The organism is Streptomyces sp. NPDC060205, assembly GCF_042728395.1.
Lineage (GTDB): Bacteria > Actinomycetota > Actinomycetes > Streptomycetales > Streptomycetaceae > Streptomyces.
Genome location: NZ_JBHWZP010000065.1, coordinates 13,717 through 35,433, shown reverse-complemented (window position 1 = coordinate 35,433; position 21,717 = coordinate 13,717). Strand labels below are relative to the sequence as shown.

At 68.4% G+C, this 21,717-nt stretch carries 18 protein-coding genes and 2 tRNA genes; 5 read left to right on the top strand and 15 right to left on the bottom strand.

Annotated elements, in window-relative coordinates:
• Positions 1-38 precede the first annotated feature (38 nt).
• From ACFWGJ_RS14485 to ACFWGJ_RS14460, 6 genes are all read right to left on the bottom strand, one after another.
• The gene (locus ACFWGJ_RS14485; protein ID WP_387323730.1) at positions 39-779 is read right to left on the bottom strand and encodes a class E sortase; all 741 of its coding nucleotides are present in this window, start codon (positions 777-779) and stop codon (positions 39-41) included.
• 89 nt (positions 780-868) lie between these two features.
• Positions 869-2,377 carry a class E sortase gene (locus tag ACFWGJ_RS14480; protein WP_387323728.1) on the bottom strand — a complete coding sequence of 503 codons (1,509 nt, stop codon included), beginning with the start codon at positions 2,375-2,377 and terminating at the stop codon, positions 869-871.
• Positions 2,374-3,012 carry an aminodeoxychorismate/anthranilate synthase component II gene (locus ACFWGJ_RS14475; RefSeq protein ID WP_381832665.1) on the bottom strand — a complete coding sequence of 213 codons (639 nt, stop codon included), beginning with the start codon at positions 3,010-3,012 and terminating at the stop codon, positions 2,374-2,376. Before ACFWGJ_RS14475 ends, ACFWGJ_RS14480 begins: the two co-directional genes overlap by 4 nt.
• The gene (locus tag ACFWGJ_RS14470; protein WP_210881475.1) at positions 3,009-3,170 is read right to left on the bottom strand and encodes a hypothetical protein; all 162 of its coding nucleotides are present in this window, start codon (positions 3,168-3,170) and stop codon (positions 3,009-3,011) included. The genes ACFWGJ_RS14475 and ACFWGJ_RS14470 overlap by 4 nt, the downstream gene beginning before the upstream one ends.
• A gap of 52 nt (positions 3,171-3,222) precedes the next feature.
• Positions 3,223-3,924 (bottom strand): class E sortase, encoded by a 702-nt coding sequence (locus ACFWGJ_RS14465; protein ID WP_381832668.1) that lies wholly within the window; start codon positions 3,922-3,924, stop codon positions 3,223-3,225.
• Between the two features lie 128 nt (positions 3,925-4,052).
• Complete coding sequence (locus tag ACFWGJ_RS14460; RefSeq protein ID WP_387323724.1) at positions 4,053-4,832, bottom strand: DUF881 domain-containing protein; 780 nt, start codon at positions 4,830-4,832, stop codon at positions 4,053-4,055.
• Positions 4,833-5,158: 326 nt separating this feature from the next.
• On the opposite strand from ACFWGJ_RS14460, the gene crgA reads away from it, so the two are divergent.
• Positions 5,159-5,413, top strand: a complete 255-nt coding sequence (gene crgA / locus ACFWGJ_RS14455) for a cell division protein CrgA (RefSeq protein WP_387323721.1) — start codon at positions 5,159-5,161, stop codon at positions 5,411-5,413.
• A 302-nt stretch (positions 5,414-5,715) separates the two neighbouring features.
• Here crgA and ACFWGJ_RS14450 read toward each other — a convergent pair whose 3' ends face one another.
• Together ACFWGJ_RS14450 and ACFWGJ_RS14445 are read right to left on the bottom strand one after the other, a co-directional pair.
• Positions 5,716-6,612 carry a rhomboid family intramembrane serine protease gene (locus ACFWGJ_RS14450; RefSeq protein WP_387323719.1) on the bottom strand — a complete coding sequence of 299 codons (897 nt, stop codon included), beginning with the start codon at positions 6,610-6,612 and terminating at the stop codon, positions 5,716-5,718.
• Between the two features lie 151 nt (positions 6,613-6,763).
• Positions 6,764-7,291, bottom strand: coding sequence for a peptidylprolyl isomerase (locus tag ACFWGJ_RS14445; protein ID WP_381833739.1), 528 nt, complete (start codon positions 7,289-7,291; stop codon positions 6,764-6,766).
• Between the two features lie 338 nt (positions 7,292-7,629).
• Here ACFWGJ_RS14445 and ACFWGJ_RS14440 point away from each other — a divergent pair, with 338 nt between their 5' ends.
• The gene (locus ACFWGJ_RS14440; RefSeq protein WP_387323717.1) at positions 7,630-8,343 is read left to right on the top strand and encodes a DUF5324 family protein; all 714 of its coding nucleotides are present in this window, start codon (positions 7,630-7,632) and stop codon (positions 8,341-8,343) included.
• A 724-nt stretch (positions 8,344-9,067) separates the two neighbouring features.
• On the opposite strand, the gene ACFWGJ_RS14435 is transcribed toward ACFWGJ_RS14440, so the two are convergent.
• Positions 9,068-9,140 (bottom strand) — tRNA-Ala (locus ACFWGJ_RS14435).
• 183 nt (positions 9,141-9,323) lie between these two features.
• Between ACFWGJ_RS14435 and ACFWGJ_RS14430 the strand changes: the two genes are divergently transcribed.
• Together ACFWGJ_RS14430 and ACFWGJ_RS14425 are read left to right on the top strand one after the other, a co-directional pair.
• Complete coding sequence (locus ACFWGJ_RS14430; protein WP_210881469.1) at positions 9,324-9,875, top strand: DNA-binding protein; 552 nt, start codon at positions 9,324-9,326, stop codon at positions 9,873-9,875.
• Positions 9,876-10,008: 133 nt separating this feature from the next.
• The gene (locus ACFWGJ_RS14425; RefSeq protein WP_387323715.1) at positions 10,009-11,730 is read left to right on the top strand and encodes a protein kinase; all 1,722 of its coding nucleotides are present in this window, start codon (positions 10,009-10,011) and stop codon (positions 11,728-11,730) included.
• A 68-nt stretch (positions 11,731-11,798) separates the two neighbouring features.
• Here the strand turns inward: ACFWGJ_RS14425 and ACFWGJ_RS14420 are convergent, their stop codons facing one another.
• Both ACFWGJ_RS14420 and ACFWGJ_RS14415 read right to left on the bottom strand, forming a co-directional pair.
• Positions 11,799-13,211, bottom strand: a complete 1,413-nt coding sequence (locus ACFWGJ_RS14420) for a hypothetical protein (protein ID WP_387323711.1) — start codon at positions 13,209-13,211, stop codon at positions 11,799-11,801.
• 196 nt (positions 13,212-13,407) lie between these two features.
• Positions 13,408-13,536, bottom strand: a complete 129-nt coding sequence (locus ACFWGJ_RS14415; protein ID WP_003999697.1) for a DLW-39 family protein — start codon at positions 13,534-13,536, stop codon at positions 13,408-13,410.
• Positions 13,537-13,875: 339 nt separating this feature from the next.
• On the opposite strand from ACFWGJ_RS14415, the gene ACFWGJ_RS14410 reads away from it, so the two are divergent.
• Complete coding sequence (locus ACFWGJ_RS14410; protein WP_387323709.1) at positions 13,876-14,604, top strand: DUF6344 domain-containing protein; 729 nt, start codon at positions 13,876-13,878, stop codon at positions 14,602-14,604.
• 1,189 nt (positions 14,605-15,793) lie between these two features.
• On the opposite strand, the gene ACFWGJ_RS14405 is transcribed toward ACFWGJ_RS14410, so the two are convergent.
• The 4 genes from ACFWGJ_RS14405 to gyrB form a co-directional block, all read right to left on the bottom strand.
• Positions 15,794-15,870, bottom strand: a tRNA-Ile gene (locus ACFWGJ_RS14405).
• A gap of 254 nt (positions 15,871-16,124) precedes the next feature.
• Entirely contained in the window at positions 16,125-16,856 is a 732-nt protein-coding gene (locus ACFWGJ_RS14400) for a DUF3566 domain-containing protein (RefSeq protein WP_387323707.1), read from the bottom strand.
• A gap of 18 nt (positions 16,857-16,874) precedes the next feature.
• Positions 16,875-19,478, bottom strand: a complete 2,604-nt coding sequence (gene gyrA / locus ACFWGJ_RS14395; protein WP_387323705.1) for a DNA gyrase subunit A — start codon at positions 19,476-19,478, stop codon at positions 16,875-16,877.
• 42 nt (positions 19,479-19,520) lie between these two features.
• Positions 19,521-21,605 carry a DNA topoisomerase (ATP-hydrolyzing) subunit B gene (gyrB, locus tag ACFWGJ_RS14390; RefSeq protein WP_387323703.1) on the bottom strand — a complete coding sequence of 695 codons (2,085 nt, stop codon included), beginning with the start codon at positions 21,603-21,605 and terminating at the stop codon, positions 19,521-19,523.
• Between the last annotated feature and the right edge of the window lie 112 nt (positions 21,606-21,717).

The window sequence follows — 21,717 nt, the reverse complement described above, 5'->3', positions numbered from 1 at the left end:
CTGTGAGAGGGGGCCGGGGCTTCGTCGTACCGGAAGCGTCAGCGCAGCTCCGCCGGGGGCGTCCGTTCGTCGTCGACCTTCTCCACACGCTCCAGCTCGCCCCAGACCACGTACCGGTAGCGGGACGTGTAGACCGGCGTGCAGGTCGTCAGCGTGATGTAGCGGCCCGCCTTCGCCTTCCCCGACTCCTTGGGGACCGCCCCGAGGACGTTGACGTTGTACTTCGACGTCTCCGGAAGCGTCGCGTAGACCTTGTAGACGTACCACTCGTCCTTGGTCTCGAAGACGATCGCGTCGCCCTTCTTGAGCTTGTCGATGTTGTGGAACTTCGCGCCGTGCCCGTCGCGGTGGGCGGCCAGCGAGAAGTTGCCCTTCTTGTCCTGCGGGAGCGCGGACTTGACGGGGTTCGTGTAGTACCCGGCGATGCCGTTGTTGAGCAGCTTCGTGGAGGTGCCCTTCTTGACCAGCACCTCGCCGTTCCTCATCGCCGGGACGTGCAGGAAGCCGATGCCGTCCTTGGTGTCCAGGCCGACCGGACCGCGGTCCTCGGCCCAGTGGTCGCGCACCTTGTCGCCCTGCTTGTCGGCCTCGCGGTCCGCGATCACGTTCGTCCACCACAGCGAGTAGACGACGAACAGGCCGAGGACCAGGCCCGCCGTGATGAGGAGTTCGCCCAGGACGCTGACCGCCGTCGCGATCGGGCCGCCGCCGCGCCGCCGCGGCGGGGGCGGGGACGCCGGCGCGTCCGTGTGCTCTTCGTGGTCGGTCGTCGCTGCCACTGCGTTTTCCCCGTCTGGTGTCTCAGAAAGCTGTTCAGAAGCGGTTCAGAAAGGTGTTCAGGAAGGTGTTCGGCAAGGTGCCCGCGCGGTCAGCCGACGAGTTCGTCCGGTTTGCCCTTGTCGCGTGATCGTTCCTCGACCATCGTGCCCCAGACGATCATCCGGTACTTGCTGGTGAATTCCGGCGTGCAGGTGGTGAGAGTGATGTAGCGGCCCGCCGACTTGAAGGTCGACCCCTTGGGAATCGCGTCCAGGACGGACGTGTTGCTCGGCGACGTCACCGGCAGGATCGAGGCCATCTTGTAGACGAAGTACTTGTTCTGCGTCTCCACGACGATCGCGTCGCCCGGCTTGAGACGGTTGATGTAGCGGAACGGTTCGCCGTGGGTGTTGCGGTGGCCCGCGAGCCCGAAGTTGCCCTTCTTGGCGTCCGGCATCGCGGTCTTCACGCCTTCTTCGGCGTAGTGGCCCACCATGCCGCGGTCCAGGACCCGCTTCTTGTCGGTGCCCTCGGCGATCGGTACGACGACGTCGAGCTTCGGGATGTGCAGCAGGGCGAAACCCTGCCCCGGCTCGAACGTGCCCGGAGCGCCCTTGCCGCTCGCCCAGTCGTCCTGGAGGCTGCTCGCCTCGCTGTCGGCCTGCGCGTGGGCCCGTATGTTCGTCCAGTACAGCTGGTACGTCACGAACAGCAGCATCAGCACGCCGGTGGTGATGAACACCTCGCCGATCGCGCGGCTCGCCATCACGGCCGCCCCGGGCTTGCGGGCCTTCGCCGCGCGCCGGGCCGCCGCGCGCGAGACGGGCGCGTCTACCGCGTCGGCCCCCGTCCGCTCCTCGTGCATCCCGCCGGTGTCGGTCCCACCGTGCCGTCCGTGGCGCCTGGAGGCCTTGCGCCGGGCCGCGCGGCCCCCCGGGGCACCTGAGGGCCGCGGAGCCGCCACAGGGCCCTCAGAGGCCGTTGAGCGCGTCCGGCGGTTCGCTATGGACTCGTCGATGTCGGCGACGCGCAGCGCGACGGTCTCCTCGGCGGACGGCGAGGCCTCGTACGACGGTGTGTACGGCTGGGCGTCCGGAAGCGGCTGGGAGACGGGCGCGGCCGGGGCGGCGGGCGCGTACGCCTCGCCGTACTGCGGCCGCGCCTCCTGGTACCCGGCGGGGTACGCCGTCTGCGCCTGCCCGTACGACTGCTGAGGCTGAGGCGGCTGCGCGTAGGGCTGCTGGGTGTGCGCGTGTGCCTGGGGGGCCGCGTACGCCTGCTGCGGCGGGGCCGGTGCGTTCGGTGCGTTCGGTGCCGAGTAGCCGTGCGCGGGCTCCGCCTGCCCGCGGCCCGCCGGATCCGCGTACGTGGAGGCGTGCTGCGCGTTCAGCCCGACGCTCCAGTCCGGTGCGTACGTCTGCGGGTCGTACCACCCCTGCTCCGGCGCCGCGGGCTGCCGCCGGCCCGGCAGGGGATCGCTGAGCGGGTCCGCCAGTCCGTCCACGGCGGCCCGCATCGCGCCGCCGGCGCCCGGCGCCTCGAACGCCGCAGCGCCCCCGTACCCGGCGTCCTCGCCGAACGGGGCGGCACTGTCGCGCTCGGGGCGCAGCGCGGTCACGCCGTGACCCTGCCCACCACCGGGGCGAGCCCCACCGACCTGGCCACGGCTCCCTGGTCGCCGCACTCGGCCAGCCAGTTGGCCAGCATGCGGTGACCGTGTTCGGTCAGCACGGACTCGGGGTGGAACTGCACTCCCTCGACCGGGAGTTCGCGATGTCTGAGACCCATGATGATCCCGTCGTGGGTACGGGCCGTGACCTCCAGGTCGGCCGGCACGGTCCCCGGCTCGGCGGCCAGCGAGTGGTAGCGCGTGGCGGTGAAGGGCGACGGCAGGCCGGCGAACACACCCCGGCCCTCGTGCTCGACGAGCGAGGTCTTGCCGTGCAGCAGCTCGGGCGCGCGGTCCACCACCCCGCCGTACGCCACCTGCATCGACTGCATCCCGAGGCAGACCCCGAAGACGGGGACCCCGGTCGCGGCGCAGTGACGCACCATGTCGACGCAGACCCCGGCCTCCTCGGGAGTGCCCGGTCCGGGCGACAGCAGCACGCCGTCGAACCCGTCCTGCGCATGCGCCATCGCCACCTCGTCGTTGCGGAGCACCTCGCACTCGGCGCCGAGCTGGTAGAGGTACTGGACCAGGTTGTAGACGAAGCTGTCGTAGTTGTCGACGACGAGGATCCGCGCGGTCACTGGTTGTCCACCGTCACATCGTTGAAGGGGAGCAGCGGTTCGGCCCACGGGAAGACGTACTGGAAGAGCACGTAGACCACCGCGAGGACCAGCACGATCGAGAGCAGTGCCTTGATCCACGTGTTCCCCGGCAGAAGCCGCCAGATAAAGCCGTACATGCCGTCCCTTCCGTCGCACCACGGCACCAGACTCACGCCGTACCTACTCAGACTAACGGCGCAGAGCCTCCGGTTTCCCAGCCTCCACGGGCTGGGTTTCGTCAAGGTGTGCCCAGACGATCAATCGGTGGCTGTGGCCCCATTCGGGGTCGCACGTGGTCAGGGTCAGATAACGGCCCTCCCGCGTGTACCCGGACTTCTTCGGAACGGGGTCGATGACTGCTGTGTCACTCGGCAGCGTCCGGTAGGGCTTGGTGTCGATGCGGTACGTGAACCAGGACGTGCCGTCGGTCAGCACCACCGGGTCACCCGGCCGCAGCCGGGGGAAGTCCTTGAACGGGTCCCCGTACGTCCGGCGGTGGCCGGCGACGGCGAAATTGCCCCGCTGGCCGAGCTGCGCGGTGCTCGCGTAGTGGCCCAGGCCCTTCGTGAGGGTCTTCGTCCTCGTGCCTTCGAGCACGGGCTTGTTCCACGTGAAACCAAGCCTGGGGATGTACATGACGGCGAAGGGCCGGCCGTCCTGGTACGCGGCGGGCTTCTCCGGAGCCTTGTCCGGGCTCTCCGTAGTGGACGATCCGCCGGGCTCGGCCGTCGCGGAGTTCCTCGCCCACTGTTTCTCCAGCTGCTCGATCTGGTCGTCCATCGCGGTGTCGGCCTTCACCCCCGTCCAGAACAACACGTAGACCACGAAGAGCACGATCACGGTGCCGACCGTGATGCACAGCTCGCTGAACGTCCTGACGACGACTCGCACCGACACAAGGTCCCCCAGCGGCAGCTGTTCCCGTACTCCACAGCCTCCTACCCCAACGGCCCTCGCCGCACAGGTGCTTGGGAACTCTTGGGGATCGGATCCGCCGCCGTGCGTCCCGCGCCGCTCCGCTACTCCACGGGCTTCGCGTAGTGGAGGTCCACCGTGCCCGAGTAGCCGGGCATGGTGCGCGTCCCGTCCTCCTCGACCTTCCAGCCGAGCCCGTAGACATTGACGTACACCATGTAGTTCTGAATCGCCGGAGACGCCGTGAGGGACTTCTGGAGCTTCTCCGGGTCACCGATCGCCTGGATCTTGTACGGGGGCGAGTAGACGCGGCCCTGGAGGATCAGGGTGTTGCCGACGCAGCGGACGGCGCTGGTGGAGATCAGCCGCTGGTCCATGACCTTGATGCCCTTGGCCCCGCCCTGCCACAGGGCGTTGACCACGGCTTGCAGGTCCTGCTGGTGGATGACCAGGTAGTCGGGCTGCGGCTCGGGATAGCCGGGGAGTTTCGCCGTCGCGTTCGGGGGCGCGTCGTTGAGCGTGACGGTGAGGGCCTCGCCCTTGAGCTTCTGGGTGCCCGCGTGCTTCTCCAGTGCGGCGAGCTTGGCCGCCTCCGCCGCGGTGCTGCCGTTGTCCCGCTCGGCGAGGGTCTCGACGTCGTCGCGCAGCGAACCGTTGCTCTCGTCGAGCTGCCCGTTCTTGTGGCTGCGCTCCTGGATGAGGTCGGAGAGCTTCAGCAGCGAGGCGTCGGTACGGATGTCGGTGCCGTTGGCCGTGTCGAAGCTGGTGAAGAAGATCAGCCCGGCCAGCGCGAAGACACCCATGGTCAGCAACCGCACCGGCCGAAATCGCCGGAATCGGCCGGGGCTGGAATCCGGCTGGGGGGAGTCGGCAGAATTGCTCAACGTACCCTTATCTCCTTCGGCGCCGCGGAAGCACTACGCTAACGGACGCCCGGGGGAGCACTAGGACCTGTCCGGTCGATCACGGCGAAGGAAAGCTGCGGTGCCTTGTGGGCGCCGGTGAGCGGGGTGTGGTGCGTGCAGCTGCAAGGCGGAGGAGGGCGTCGACGCGGAGCGTCGGCAACCGACGACAACGCCGCAGATGTGCGTGCCACACCCCGCGTCTTCGCCGCGATCGACCGGACAGGTCCTAGGAGTCCCCTTGTACGCTGCCCCGGCAGCCCACGTTCCCTGCGCGGCCACGCAGCGCATCGACAGGAGAGACCCTCGTGCCGAAGTCACGTATCCGCAAGAAGGCCGACTACACGCCGCCTCCGGCGAAGCAGGCGACCAATCTCAAGCTGAACAGCCGTGCCTGGGTCGCCCCGGTCATGCTGGCCATGTTCCTCATCGGCCTCGCCTGGATCGTCGTGTTCTACGTGACGGACGGCTCGCTGCCGATCGACTCTCTGGGCAACTGGAACATCGTGGTCGGCTTCGGCTTCATCGCGGCGGGATTCGGCGTCTCCACGCAGTGGAAGTAACTCCCACCCGCGGTGACAAGGGCTTGTACGAGGTCTGTACAAGCCCTTGTCCGCAAGCCCTGGCCCAAGCTGTCCACTGAGTTATCCACAGCGATTTCCACAGTGGGGAAAAGGTCAGAAGATCTGTGGATAACCCTCTCGGGACTGCCGTCGTGTTGACGCCGGTGTGACTGACCTACTGGGATCCGGAAGCATGTTCGCCCCCTGTCCTGCCTGGGGAAACCCAGGTCAGCGACCGGGGGCACACTTGTTCCCCCACAGCATGCACAAGATCCGCCACGGTCTGTGGACAACGTGGACGCTCAGGTGAGCTGCCCCGTCCTGATGAGTGTCATGACCACAACGGCGAGCAGCACCAGCGCGCACGCGCCGTACTGGATGAGCGCACGTCGTTCCCGGGGCGCGTGCACCATCGCGTAGCCGACGAGGACACCGCCGACGAGACCGCCGACGTGGGCCTCCCAGGCGATGTTGGGCCACCCGAAGGTGAAGATCAGGTTGATCACCAGCAGGGCGATGACCGGGCGCATGTCGTAGTTGAGCCGGCGCATCAGGATGGCGGTCGCGCCGAAGAGACCGAAGATCGCTCCGGAGGCACCGAGCGAGGGCTGATTGGGCTCGGCGATCAGATACGTGAGCGCGCTGCCCGCGAGGCCGGACGACACATACAGGGCGAGATAGCGGGCGCGGCCGAGCGCCGCCTCCAGGGGGCCGCCGATCCACCACAGGCTGAGCATGTTGAAGGCGATGTGGAGATAGCTCCCGTGCAGGAACATCGCCGTGACCATCCGGTACCACTGGCCCTCGGCGACCCCCTCGACATCGCCGAGGACCGGCACGAACGCCCGGCCGATCAGGTCGAAGCTGTCGGTGAAGCGGTCGCCCACGGAGAGCTGGACCAGATAGACGGCGAGATTGAGCCCGACCAGGATCTTGGTGACGAGGCGCGGGTCCGAGGTGAGCGTGCCGCCCGCGAGCGTACGGGGCTGCGAGGCCCCGGGGGCGTGCCCGGTACCCGAACCCTCCCGTACACACTCGGGGCACTGGAAGCCGACCGAAGCGCTGATCATGCACTCGGGACAGATCGGGCGCTCGCACCGGGTGCAGCGAATGCCCGTCTCCCGGTCCGGATGCCGGTAGCAGGTGGGCAGACTCGGGGCACCCTGCGGTCCCTGCGGGCTGCCTGGCACCTGATCCATCGGGTTCCCCTCATCCTTCTGTACACACCGGGTACGCAACGCGCCGCCCCGCCCATCCTTACGGACGGGCGGGGCGTTTGGTTCCCTGCGGAAGCCCTCCGGCACCGCGCCGGACAAGGGCTCACCGGCACGGAGGTCTGCGGCTGTCGGGTCAGCGGGTCTCCACGACGACCGACTCGATGACGACGTCCTCGACAGGGCGGTCGGTACGCGGGTTGGTCGGCAGCGAGACGATGGCGTCCACGATCTTCTGGCTGGCTCCCTCGGTGACCTCGCCGAAGATGGTGTGCTTGCGGGTCAGCCAGGCCGTCGGGGACACGGTGATGAAGAACTGCGAGCCGTTGGTGCCCGGGCCGGCGTTCGCCATGGCCAGCAGGTACGGCTTGTCGAACGCGAGGTCCGGGTGGAACTCGTCCTCGAACTCGTAGCCGGGGCCACCCGTGCCGTTGCCCAGCGGGTCGCCGCCCTGGATCATGAAGCCGCTGATCACGCGGTGGAAGACCGTGCCGTCGTAGAGCTTGTCCGTCGACTTCGCACCCGTGGCCGGGTTGGTCCACTCACGCTCGCCCTTGGCAAGCTCCACGAAGTTGCGGACCGTCTTGGGCGCGTGGTTCGGCAGGAGCCGCACTTCGATGTCGCCGTGATTGGTCTTCAGGGTGGCGTAAAGCTGCTCGGCCACGATCTGCCTTCCGTTGTCCTCTGTGACGCACCGATCCTCGCACGGACCGCGCCGCCCGTCTTCCGGCACCGCCGTACACACCGGTTCGGCCGCTTCGCACCAAACAGGCGCGCGGACCGGGGATCCGTGGCATTGTCGTCGCAGACTCCTGTTGCACCGTATTGATCGGTTATTGCACCAAGTACACCCCGAGTCACCATTCATGACCCGGATGCCTGTCCTCACATGCCCCGAAGCGCTCCGGCAGGCATGATCCGGATAAGGGTGGAAAGGCGAACTGTGACTTTCCGGGGGACGGCCCCCGAGCCCCCATGTACGCCACCGAGGAGGAGGATCCCGTGACCCGCAAGGACAGCGTGCGCGCGGCAGCCGAGTCGGCGAAGGACAGCGTGCGGCACGCCGCGGAAGTGGTGGCGCCCTACGCCGACACGACAAAGGACCGAGCCACCCACTACGCGCATGAAGCCCGTGTGAAGCTCGCGCCCAAGGTGTCGTCCACCGCCGTCACAGCCGCCGAACAGGCACGCACCCAGTACGCCGCCCATCTCGCACCACGTATCGAGCAGGCGCGTACACACGTGCCGCCGAAGGTCGACCACGCCGCGCACGAGGCCGCCGCCCGTACGCGCAAGGCCGCTCGGCAGGCGGCGGAGTACTCCCGTCCGCGGATCGAGCACGCCAGGGCCGCCGCCGGTCCCGTGCGCGAGGAGGCCGCGTCCCGGAGCGTGGCGGCGCTGGCAGCTCTGCGCGGCCAGGTATCGGCCAAGGAGGTCGAGAAGCTGGTCCGCAAGCACCAGCGGCGGGCCAGGACCGGCCGTCTCGCCAAGAGGCTGGCCGTTCTGGGCCTCCTGGCCGGTGGCGCCTACGCCGCCTGGAAGTGGTGGGACAAGCAGGCCAACCCGGACTGGCTGGTCGAACCGCCCGCCGCCACCGAGGTCCCGGAGACCGGCCGTCTGACCTCGGTCGACGGCAGCGGCCAGGAAGACCTCGACCCGGAGGTCCAGGCCAAGCAGGCCGAGGCGGAGGCAGCGGACCGCACCGAACGCGGCTGACGCGTCCGGCACGCCTGCCGTGCGCGACGCCGAGATCGGGCATGTCGAGGTCGGGCATGCGGAGGTCGGACAGGGTGGAGAGTTGTAGGGCAGGAGGCTTCAAGTCTGCTGCCCTACAGCCATGTTTCACGTGAAACAGGTGCCGTTCACATCCTCGATCCGCGGTGACGTTTGCAACCGTCCGACTGTGCAACAGTCGCACTGATCCGACTAACGGAGCGCAGCGTTCTGGTTACGCACCTTCGTTCACAGCAGCTCACGCATGCCTTCACGACTCCTGCATGCCACCCTCACGTCACCCGGACCCCCTGAACGGCGATCGCGCGCCCATCCCTGCGGACGCCTCTTTGCGCAAACAATTGCAAAGATCGCAATGAAAACTCTGTGACGCACATCACCACATATGACCCAGCGGAGTTTTGGCGCCCCAGGAAACGTGCATCGTGAAGATTGATGAGGCCACGTCACGTCACGACGGGCGGCCAATTCCCTTCCGTCCCGGCCCCGTTGAAGAGGCCGCCGTGGAGCGGGATCACCGCGAAATCGCGTGGGCCAAAAATTCTTCCCGGCCGATGCGCCCTGCACCACGAGCAGCACCGCGGACGGAGGGACGGCCGGTCCCCCACACCCCCAAGAGGGCCGGCCCTCAACCGGTCCCCCCACCCCGCCACACAAGAAAACCCCCTCTGACCTGCGTAAAGCCGGTCGAAGGGGGTTCTTCTTGTGGAGCCTAGGGGAGTCGAACCCCTGACATCTGCCATGCAAAGACAGCGCTCTACCAACTGAGCTAAGGCCCCGAAAGGGAGGCGCGCACCGGAAAGATCTCCCTCCGGACCACCACCGCAGACCAGAGTACCGGGTCACCCCGGGTATCCCGCAAAAAGATTGGGGGTCCCCGTGCACGACCACTCTCCGTAAGATGCTCGACGTGGTTCGCTACAGCGAACCACGGTACTTGGGGAAGCGATGGGGAGACGCGCATGGACGCCGCACAGCAGGAAGCAACCGCGAGAGCCCGGGAGCTGCAGCGGAACTGGTACGGGGAGCCGCTGGGGGCGCTCTTCCGTAGGCTCATAGATGACCTGGGTCTCAACCAGGCCCGTCTGGCGGGGGTGCTCGGTCTGTCCGCGCCCATGCTGTCTCAGTTGATGAGCGGCCAGCGCGCCAAGATCGGAAATCCCGCGGTGGTCCAGCGCGTACAGCTGCTGCAGGATCTCGCAGGTCAGGTCGCCGACGGCAGCGTCAGCGCCGCCGAGGCCACCGAACGGATGGACGAGATCAAGAAGTCCCAGGGGGGCTCGGTGCTCAGCAACACCACGCAGTCGACGACCACTTCGGGCGGTGCGCCCACGGTGAAGCGCGTGGTGCGCGAGATCCAGTCACTGCTCCGCTCGGTCTCCGCGGCCGGGGACATCATCGACGCGGCGGACACCCTCGCCCCGACCCACCCGGAACTGGCAGAGTTCCTCCGGGTGTACGGAGCCGGCCGCACTTCCGACGCGGTCGCCCACTACCAGTCCCACCAGAACTGAGTACGCCGCCCGGCAGCCGAACACCCCGCCAACGGAGCCCTGTCGGGGCTTCCGGCAGCGGAAGCCAGGCAGCCGGGCATCTCGGAAGAGGCCGCCGCAGTACCGACCGCCGAAGGGGGAGCGACGCACGACCATGGGTGAGGTCTTCGCCGGCCGGTACGAACTGGTCGACCCGATCGGACGCGGGGGAGTCGGTGCCGTCTGGCGCGCCTGGGACCACCGGCGGCGCCGGTATGTGGCCGCCAAGGTGCTCCAGCAGAGCGACGCCCACTCGCTGCTGCGGTTCGTGCGTGAGCAGGCGGTCCGGATCGACCACCCCCATGTGCTCGCTCCCGCCAGCTGGGCGGCCGACGACGACAAGGTCCTGTTCACCATGGATCTGGTCGGCGGTGGATCCCTGGTCCACCTGATCGGGGACTACGGCCCGCTGCCACCGTCTTTCGTCTGCACCCTGCTCGACCAGCTGCTGGCCGGACTCGCCGCGGTGCACGCGGAGGGGATCGTGCACCGTGACATCAAGCCCGCCAACATCCTGCTGGAGTCGACCGGAACGAGCCGCCCACGGCTGCGGCTGTCCGACTTCGGCATCTCGATGCGCCTCGGTGAGCCGCGGCTCACCGAGACCAACTACGTGGTGGGAACACCCGGTTACTTCGCGCCCGAGCAACTGCTCGGCGCCGAACCCGACTTCCCCGCCGACCTCTTCGCCGTCGGCCTGGTGGCTCTCTTCCTCCTGGAGGGCGCCAAACCCGACGCCAAGGCGCTGGTCGAGCATTTCTCGGCTCATGGCACGCCAGGCGCCCCGAGGGGGATTCCCGAGCCTCTGTGGCAGGTCGTGGCGTCTCTGCTCGAACCGGACCCGCACGCGCGGTTCCGCACGGCCAACGGGGCGCGCAAGGCGCTGGTCGCGGCCAGGGAGCTCCTTCCGGAGCCCGGCCCCGACGACGAGCTGATCGAGATATTCGACCAACTCGGCCCGCTGCCCGAGGGGTTCGGTCCTGAAGGTCCCCTCACGAGCGCGGCGGCCACCGCTACCACGATGTCCCGGGCCACGGCCTCCGAACGGGCACAGGTGCCAGGAGCGGGACCCGGAACGGGGCCAGGAACGGGACCGGAACCAGGGCAGGCCCAGCGGACGGGCAGCGCGTCGGGCACGGCGCCGGACGCGGCGTTGGGCACAGCCTCTCCGGAGGCCGACAGGGAAGGCGCTGCTCCAGCGGACGGCCCCTCGGCGGGCGGCCCCCCGGCGACCGGTCCCTCCCCCACCCCTCCTGGTGCCGCTCCCGCTTCCGGGCGGTGGACCGGCGGCATACCGCCCCAGCCGACCGTCGACCCCCTCCCCCCGCAGCCCCTCACCTCGTCGGACACCGGCAGCTTCCATCTGCCGCCCCCGCTGCGGAACAAACAGCCTTCCGTTCCCCCCGCCCCGCGCGAACTCCCGGATTCGGCCTACTCCACGTCGCAGTCGTACGAACCCACCCACGTGCCCTCCCCCCAGGCCCCGTACCCAACGGCCCCCGCTCCTGCTCCTGCTCCTGCTCCTGCGTCTACGCCACCACCGCTGCCACTACCTCCCCAGTCGGCACTGCCACTGCCTCTGCCCCAGTCCATGCCGCAGTCCATGCCCCTGCCGCTGCCGCAGTCACAGCCGCAGTCACAGTCGCGTGAGACAGCCTCTACTGCTTCATACACCGCTCAGGGCGTTCGGGTTCCGCCTCAGCCGCAGTCGGTTGCGCGGCACCGCGCCAGCCGGTCACGGCGGCGGCCCGGACCGCCCATGTCGGTGACGATTCCGGTGCTCCTGCTCGCGCTGATCTGCTTCGCGGTCGGATTCTGGGCACTGACGCGGATCTGACCGCCCGAACCCCCGAAAACCCCTGAGCCCTCTCAGCCCCTGGACCACCGGCTGACCGACCCGCTGAACTAGCGGACCCGGGACCGTCCGTACGTCCTCGCCGCTCCGCGGCCGGCAACGGGCACGGCGCCCTCGGACGTCTCCGCCCCCGCCCTCCGCCGTGCGACCACCGTCCACATCGCGAGGCCCAGCACCAGGACGCACCCCGTGCCGATCCCGCCCACGGCCACCGCCTTCATCGCGGTGTTCTCGCCCGGGGAGCCACCGTCACCACCGTCACCGCCGGTCGCCGCGCTGCCGCTCGCCGCGGCGTCCTTGTCCTTCGCGGTGACCTCGAAGACGTCGCGCGGCACAGCGGCGCCGCTGTAGGCCGGTGCCTCCGCGGCCGTACCCCTCACCCGCACGCGCAGCGTCAGCCCGAAGGGCCCGTCGCCGAACTTGTCGGACATGCCCTCCGCGAGATGCACGACGAGGTAGTACCAGCCGGCGAATCGCATACCGCTCACCTGGTCGTCTACGGCGAACCGGTTCTCGTAGGCGACGGGAGGCAGCGGTTTCAGCGCGGCCTGCTTCCGCGAGCCGTCGTAACCGGTGTCGGCGTCGTCCACCAGGGCGCGTACCGGGTTATGGAGCGACATGACGAGCGCGTTCCCCAGATAGCCGTCGCCGCTCGCCGGGCCCAGTTCGGCGGTGGCGTCCAACTGCTGTCCCCAGTCGACGGGTACGCGGTAGAAGAGCGTCTGCCCGGCCCGGATCCCGTCCTTCCAGACGCCCTGCTCCAGCGAGCGTGCAGCGCTGAAGCCCGTACCTCCCTCACGGGCCAGAGCGGGGCCTTCGAACGCCTGCGGGGAAGCGGAGTCCCACACCCGCGGGGCGTCCGTCGAAGCGGCGTTCTCCAGAGGGGGCTCCGAGACGTACTGGAGTTCCAGCTCCCAGTCGTCGAGCGAGGAGCCGGGCCCGCTCGTCCGCTCGACGAGCACCGCGTACGTACCAGCGTTCTTGCAGGTGTACGCGCCGGGACCGGTCCTCCGCGATGCCCAGGCGGTGATCGGGCGCGGGCTCTCGGTCGGCCCGAAGCGGGCGATGCCGGCATCCCCGGAGAAGCAGCGGTGCCCGTCGGGGTCCTGGAGGGACACCTTGATGCCGTCCGAGTACCTGACCTTCGTACCCGGCTTGGGTACGGCGGTGGCCGACACGTAGGCGCCGGACGCGGTGGAGGCCTCGGCGAGCCGCAGCCCGAAGTAGAGCTTTCCGTTGTCGGGGACGGTGCTCCGGTAGTGCGTGCCGGGGGTCAGACGCTCGGCGTCGGCGGCCTGGCCCGCGCCCTCGATCCGCTCGGCGTCGGCGGCGAAGCGGTAGGAAGGGGGAGCGTCCGCCGCGGTCGCCGTCGTCGCCTGCCCCGCCGGTACCGCGACCGAGAGCAGCGCCGCCGCCCCGGCCAGGACCGTACGGCCGCGCCACCATCCCGTGCGCCGCCCCATCACGCGCCCCCTCGCCGTCACCCGGACCCTCATTCGACGGGCTCCCGCGGGTCGGCGCCGTCGCTGTTCCGACCCTGTCCCGAACGCCCGCGAAGCCTCGACCATCCTGCCCTTACGGAGCCCTGCGCACCCGGGCAACACAAAACCCCGGCCGCAGCAAGGCGGCCGGGGTTTGTACTGAGACTGTCGTCGACACTCACGAACCCGTGGGCACGGAGTCGGTCGCCTCCGTCCACAGGTCCTGCTCGGCGCGATCCGCCTGGATCTGGCGGTACACGAGGAGCCCGCCGATGGCGGCCAGTGCGACCAGGAGAAGCTTCTTCACCGCGAGACCTCGTCTTTCTTAGGCGTTGGGGACTTCTGGCGCCCGACTATACACACCGGCCGATACCGATCGGTGACCTGCGTCGGGGCCTCAACTGCCCGCCGGGGCAGCGCAGTACGAGCGGAGCCGACCACCCGAATCGGAGGGTGATCACATCTTCACCGAGGGTGATTTCGCCCCGCTTTCCTCATGCTTCCGCTCATTTCATGAGCAATGAGCCCATCCGAGTGGTGTTCATCAGAAGATCGCCGCGCCACGGGCGTCGGTCCGTCACTTCGCGACCGACATACACATCATGAGGAAAGTATGCAAATCCACCCACCCGAAAGGAGAGGGACCATGACTCGCAACAAGGTCATGAACCTGTGGACCGCGGTCGTCACCGCCTTCCTCGCGCTGTGCACGTCACTCGGACTGATCACGACCACCGCCGTCGCCGCCGTACCCGCGACGGAGGCAGCCCGCAACATCAACGCCCCGCGGGAGGCGACGGCGCAGGAAGAACCCATCTGGGCCCGCCCACGGGCGAGTGCCCTGCCCCCCACGATGAAACAGCGCATCCGCGCGGAGGCGCACGGTTCCTCACCGTCGTGCCGGAACCGTCCGCAGACGGACGTGGCGGACACGATGGACGCGGACGCCGCCGTCACACGGGACGGCGCCGAGGCACCAGCGATCGTCGCCGCCGCCATGAGCGCCGCAGTACCTACTGCCGCCGATACGACGGACTCCGGCGCGAGGGAACGTGCCACGAGCGAACGTGCCACGAAGGAACGGGCCACCAGGGAACGTGTCACGAGGGATGCCGTCATGACACCCGCCCACCCCTGCGGCAGGACCCACATGACGACCGGCACCGCCGACGTACCCGCGGTACAGGCCGTACGGGCGGCAGCACCGGTGACTCAGACGAGCCAGACAGACATGGCAGCCCCGGCGGCACCCTCCGTGGATGCCGCGCCCATCGGTGCCGTCATGCTCCCCTCGCAGTCCTCGGCACCGGCCCAGTTCCCGGCGCCGGCCCCCGCTCCGGTCCTGGCCACCGCCGGCTCAGCGACCCGGGGATGACCTCGTACTCGCGGCATCGCCCAAGGCGCATGTCTCCCATCCCGGCCGGACGGCTCCCAGCACGAGGGCTCCACACAGGGTCGACCGTCCCGCAGCGAGTTCGACAGGTATCGCAGCCCCTTCGGGCCGACATCTCACGCTTCGACGGCGTCCGACGCCTCCACGGTCCGGACCCCACCGACCGATGTGCAGATGCCCCAAGAGGGCCGCAGGAAAGAAGGACCGGCTTCGGTCAGCCGGACGCGCGGAACGAGTCGACGGCGACCAAGGCGGCCCGTTCACCGGTGGCGTCACCGCACACCGCCAGGATGCCGAGTGCCCCGGCCGCTCCCACCGCCGCAGCTCGCGGCAGACGGACACACCGGCACGCGGACACACCGGCATGCGGACACACCGGGATACGGGGATACGGGCACGCAGTTCGCGCGGACGAACTGGAGCGTCACGGCTGGAGCATCGTTCCGGCGTTCTCGAACACCTCGGCCATCGCACGCAACCGCGCTCCGGATCGACGCGGGACGCCCCACGCGTCCGGTTCATCCAGGCGTTGAACACCGGACAGGAGACACCAACACACCTGCTTCCGCGGCCAGGTCCTTCCGGGCCCTGCCCCGCGATTCATCGAGAAGGCTCTCCAGCAGCGCAGGCAGGCCCTCGCCCCTGACAGGGAAATCCCTGCCCAGTTCCGGCACACCCACGCCGGATGCCCCATTCGACTGAAAGCCACTGCTCACAAGCTCAAGCATTGACCATCAGCATCTGCACGGACACATGGATCGCAGAGCGGTGGACTGAATTTTCGTGCACACCTGAACCATGAACCGGCGCGTGCCGCTAGACGCACGCCATAGACGCGATCACCGGGCCCGTTGGGGGCCCACACCACACCGCTACGCGCCCCCTGACGGCCGGTCAGCCGCCGAACGCGGCCACCCCGCCGGTTTCCCGGCCGGACGCGCTACCGGCAGTTCCCAGAGCTTCTCAGACACCCTCAAGCGCTCCCCCTCAGGCATTCCCCTGCAGTGAGCCCCCAGAGCTCCCAGAACCCTCATGCGCTCAGCGCTGCCGTCCCCCAGGGCCACGGACAGACCCACCGGCCGCTCAGCGAACGGATGCCGGATGCCGGATGCCGGATGCAAGCCATACATGCCAAAGACCCCCAGGCACCATGGCCTGGAGGTCTTTGAACTGGTGGGGCTAACAGGATTTGAACCTGTGGCCTCATCCTTATCAGGGATGCGCTCTAACCAACTGAGCTATAGCCCCGCCGCGCTCTGCGGTGTATGTCCCGCGCGCTGACCTCTGAAGATTAGCGCACGACGGGGCCAGTCCCAAAATCGGTATCCGGGGCCTGCCCCGGCCTGCCCGGGCAGGCCGGAAACGCACCCACCGGCACCGCGGAAGGACGCCGCACGACAACGCGGAATGACGCCCCCGACAGCGCGGAACGGCACCCCGACAGCGCGAGAGCGCACCCCGGTCCGGGATGCGCTCTCGCGGTGAAGCCGTGGTGACAACGTTTACTCGTCCTCGGCGAGCGTGAGCTCGACACCGCCGACGAAGCCCGCGGAGAGGTTGTAGATGAACGCGCCGAGGGTGGCGAGCGCGGTGGCCAGGACGACGTCGATGACGGCGATGATCGACGTGAAGATCAGGACGCGCGGCAGCGACAGGAACGACTGCAGGTCGAAGCCGTTCGACTCGTTCGAGCCGGTGGCCTCGGAGATCGTGCCGCCCACGGTGGAGAAGACGCCCATGGCGTCCATGACCATCCACAGCACCGCGGCCGCGACGATCGTGCAGATCCCGAGCGCGATGGAGAGCAGGAAGCTGACCTTCATCACCGACCAGGGGTCGGCCTTGGCCACCCGCAGGCGGGCCTTGCGCGTACGGGGCGTGGTGCGCGCCCCGGTGCGCGGCCGGCGGACGGCGCCCGCGGCGGGCGCCGTGTGCGCGGCGTACGCCTGCGGCGGGTGGTACGGCTGGGCGGCCTGCTGCGGCTGCCGCTCGCCCGGGAGGGGCGAGCCCGGTGCCGGCGGCACCGCCGTGCCAGAAGGCGCCGACGGGCCCTGAGGCACCGCCGAGCCTGGGGCCGCACCGGCCGCGTACTGCGGCGTCTGTGGGCCTCGGGTGTCCGTCACAGTTCCCCCCTGGGATCCATGAGAGTCATGGGAGTCAGTCGCCTCCGTGGCGGAGCCACGGCCGCCGTCCGTTTCCGTTTCGGTCGAACCGGCGCCCGTGGCTCCGCTCACGATGACTCACTCCTCGCGCTACTCGTCCGAGGACGGCTCGCCCTCGTCCGTGCCGGCGACCGTCTCGACCTCGTCCGAGTCGTCGACCACCCCGTCGACTTCCTCGGCCTCGCGACCGGCCTCGGCGTTACGTGCGATACCTACGACGGCATCGCGCTTGCCCAGGTTGATCAGTTGAACGCCCATGGTGTCACGGCCCGTCTCCCTGACCTCGTTGACTCGCGTGCGAATCACACCGCCGGACAGTGTGATGGCGAGGATCTCGTCCGTCTCCTCGACCACCAGCGCGCCGACGAGCGAGCCCCGGTCCTCGACGATCTTGGCGGCCTTGATACCGAGGCCACCGCGACCCTGGACGCGGTAATCGTCGACAGCGGTCCGCTTCGCGTACCCACCGTCTGTGGCAGTGAACACGAACGTACCGGGTCGAACAACATTCATCGAGAGCAGTTCGTCGCCCTCGCGGAAGCTCATCCCCTTGACGCCCGAGGTGGCACGGCCCATGGGGCGCAGCGCGTCGTCCGTCGCGGTGAACCTGATCGACTGGGCCTTCTTGCTGATCAGAAGCAGATCGTCCTCTGCCGAAACCAGCTCGGCTCCGATCAGTTCGTCGTCGGATCCGTCCTCCGTCTCGCGGAGATTGATCGCGATGACGCCTCCGGAACGCGGCGAATCGTAATCCTTCAGGGATGTCTTCTTCACCAGTCCGCCCTTGGTGGCGAGGACCAGATAGGGCACCGCTTCGTAGTCGCGGATCGCGAGGATCTCGGCGATCGCCTCGTCCGGCTGGAAGGCCAGCAGGTTCGCGACGTGCTGACCGCGCGCCTCACGTCCGGCGTCGGGAAGCTCGTACGCCTTCGCGCGGTAGACCCGGCCCTTGTTGGTGAAGAACAGCAGCCAGTGGTGCGTCGTCGACACGAAGAAGTGGTCGACGATGTCGTCTTCCTTGAGCTTCGTCCCGCGTACGCCCTTGCCGCCGCGCTTCTGCGAGCGGTAGTCCTCGGCCTTGGTGCGCTTGATGTAGCCACCGCGCGTGATGGTGACGACGATGTCCTCTTCGGCGATCAGGTCCTCCATGGACATGTCGCCGTCGAAGGGCACCAGCTTGGAGCGGCGGTCGTCACCGAACTTGTCGACGATCGCGGCCAGTTCCTCGCTGATGATGGCGCGCTGCCGCTCGGGCGAGGCCAGGATCGCGTTGTACTCGCGGATCTTCGCCTGCAGCTCGTCGTGCTCGGCGACGATCTTCTGGCGCTCCAGGGCGGCGAGCCGGCGCAGCTGCATCTCAAGGATGGCGTTGGCCTGGATCTCGTCGATCTCCAGGAGGCCCATCAGGCCCTCGCGCGCGATCTCGACGGTGTCGCTGCGCCGGATCAGCGCGATGACCTCGTCGATGGCGTCCAGGGCCTTCAGGAGGCCGCGCAGGATGTGCGCGCGCTCCTCGGCCTTGCGCAGCCGGAACCGCGTACGCCGGACGATGACCTCGATCTGGTGCGTCACCCAGTGGCGGATGAACGCGTCGAGCGACAGGGTGCGCGGCACGCCGTCCACCAGCGCCAGCATGTTGGCGCCGAAGTTCGTCTGCAGGTCGGTGTGCTTGTACAGGTTGTTCAGGACGACCTTGGCGACCGCGTCCCGCTTCAGGACGATGACCAGGCGCTGGCCCGTACGCGACGAGGTCTCGTCCCGGACGTCGGCGATGCCGCCGATCTTGCCGTCCTTCACGAGGTCGGCGATCTTCTGGGCCAGGTTGTCGGGGTTGACCTGATAGGGGAGCTCGGTGACCACCAGGCACTGGCGGTTCTGGATCTCCTCGACCTCGACGACCGCGCGCATCGTGATGGAGCCACGGCCCGTGCGGTACGCCTCCTCGATGCCCTTGCGGCCCACCACCAGGGCGCCGCTCGGGAAGTCGGGGCCCTTGATGCGCTCGATCAGCGCGTCCAGCAGCTCCTCGTGCGAGGCCTCGGGGTTCTCCAGGTACCACTGGGCACCGGAGGCGACCTCGCGCAGGTTGTGCGGCGGAATGTTGGTGGCCATACCGACCGCGATGCCCGCCGAGCCGTTGATCAGCAGGTTCGGAAAGCGGGCGGGCAGGACGGTCGGCTCCTGGGAGCGGCCGTCGTAGTTGTCCGTGAAGTCGACGGTCTCCTCGTCGATGTCGCGGACCATCTCCATGGACAGCGGCATCATCTTGCACTCGGTGTACCGCATGGCGGCGGCCGGGTCGTTGCCCGGGGAACCGAAGTTGCCGTTCGAGTCCACCAGCGGCATCCGCATCGACCACGGCTGCGCGAGACGGACCAGCGCGTCGTAGATCGACGAGTCGCCGTGCGGGTGGTAGTTGCCCATGACGTCGCCGACGACGCGGGCACACTTGTAGAAGCCCTTCTCAGGCCGGTAGCCGCCGTCGTACATGGCGTACAGGACACGGCGGTGGACGGGCTTGAGACCGTCCCGTACGTCGGGCAGCGCGCGCGACACGATGACGGACATCGCGTAGTCGAGGTACGAGCGCTGCATCTCGGTTTCGAGCCCGACGGGCTCGACCCGCAGAGCGGTCCCGTCCTCTTCGGCGGGGATGCCCGGACCGGTGGGGGAAATGGGTGTCTCGTCGGTCATTGCTGGTGCAGATCCTTTCTGACGCGGTCAGCTGAGACCGACTCAGATGTCGAGGAAGCGGACGTCCTTGGCATTGCGCTGGATGAACGCGCGGCGTGCTTCGACGTCCTCGCCCATCAGCACCGAGAAGAGGTCGTCGGCCTGGGCGGCGTCGTCGAGGGTGACCTGCCCGAGGACGCGGTGCTCCTGGTCCATGGTCGTGATGCGCAGCTCCTCGGCGTTCATCTCACCGAGACCCTTGAAGCGCTGGATCGAGTCCTCCCTGACGCGCTTGCCGGCCTGCCGGCCCAGCTCGATCAGGGCGTCGCGCTCGCGGTCCGAGTACGCGTACTCGAAGTCGTCGCGACCCCACTTGATCTTGTAGAGCGGCGGACGGGACAGGAAGACGTGCCCGGCCTCGACCAGCGGGCGCATGAAGCGGAACAGGAAGGTCAGCAGCAGGGTGTTGATGTGCTGGCCGTCGACGTCGGCGTCCGCCATCAGGATGATCTTGTGATAGCGGAGCTTGGCGATGTCGAAGTCCTCGTGGACCCCGGTGCCGAAGGCCGAGATGAGCGCCTGGATCTCCTGGTTCTGCAGGATCTTGTCGATCCGCGCCTTCTCGACGTTGAGGATCTTTCCGCGGATCGGGAGAATCGCCTGGTACTGGGGGTTGCGGCCCGACTTGGCCGAACCGCCGGCGGAGTCACCCTCGACGATGAAGATCTCGCACTTGGTGGGGTCGTTCGACTGGCAGTCGCTCAGCTTGCCCGGCAGCGACGCCGTCTCCAGGAGCCCCTTGCGGCGGGTGAGGTCGCGGGCCTTGCGGGCCGCCACGCGCGCGGTGGCCGCCTGGATGGACTTGCGGATGATGTCCGCGGCCTCGTTCGGGTTGCGGTCCAGCCAGTCGCTGATGTGCTCGTGCACGACCTTCTGTACGAAGGTCTTCGCCTCGGTGTTGCCCAGCTTGGTCTTGGTCTGGCCCTCGAACTGCGGCTCGCCCAGCTTGATCGAGATGATCGCCGTCAGACCCTCGCGGATGTCGTCGCCCGTGAGGTTGTCGTCCTTCTCGCGCAGCAGCTTCTTGTCGCGCGCGTACCGGTTGATGAGACCGGTGAGCGCCGCGCGGAAGCCCTCCTCGTGCGTACCGCCCTCGTGGGTGTGGATGGTGTTGGCGAAGGAGTACACGCCCTCGCTGTAGCCGCCGTTCCACTGCATCGCGACTTCGAGGGAGAGCATGCGCTCCTTGTCCTCGGCCTCGATGTCGATCACCGTGGGGTGGATGACCTCACCCTTGCGGGAGTTGAGGTACGTCACGAAGTCGACGATGCCGCCTTCGTAGTGGTACGTGACGGTCTTGACCTCTTCGGCCTCGTCCGTACCGGCCTCGTCGGCACCCGCCGTGGCCTTCGCCGAGTCGCGCTCGTCAGTGAGTTTGATGGTCAAACCCTTGTTGAGGAACGCCATCTCCTGGAAGCGCCGCGAGAGCGTCTCGAAGGAGTACTCCGTGGTCTCGAAGATGTCCCCGTCGGCCCAGAAGGTGACCGAGGTGCCTGTCTTCTCGATCTCCTCGTGCTTGGCGAGCGGGGCCGTCGGGACGCCCAGCTTGTAGTCCTGGGTCCAGCGGTGGCCGTCGGTCCTGACCTCCACGGCCACCTTGGTGGACAGCGCGTTCACGACGGAGACACCGACGCCGTGCAGACCACCGGAGACCGCGTAACCGCCGCCCCCGAACTTGCCGCCCGCGTGCAGCACGGTCAGGACGACCTCGACGGCGGGCTTGCCCTCCGAGGGGACGATGCCCACCGGGATGCCACGGCCGTTGTCGACGACGCGGACACCGCCGTCGGGAAGGATCGTGACGTCGATCGTGTCCGCGTGACCGGCCAGCGCCTCGTCGACGGAGTTGTCGACCACCTCGTACACGAGGTGGTGCAGTCCACGCTCGCCGGTCGAGCCGATGTACATACCGGGTCGCTTGCGGACCGCGTCCAGACCTTCGAGGACGGTGATGGCGCTGGCGTCGTACGAGCCCTTGACCTCGCCGTTCGAGGAGTGGGACCCGCTTTTCGCGGCCGCGTCGGTGGACGGGATGTTCTCGTTGGGGTTGCCGGAATCGGCCACGAAGCGCCCTTTCTGGCACAGCACAAGCCAAGCTCCGGGTCCCCTCCGAGGAGGGTGTCCGGAGCGGCTGCGGCGTGTTACGTCGGTAAGCCTTTGTCAGCGTTGCTCGGTGTGTCCCACAAGTGGGGCGGGATTA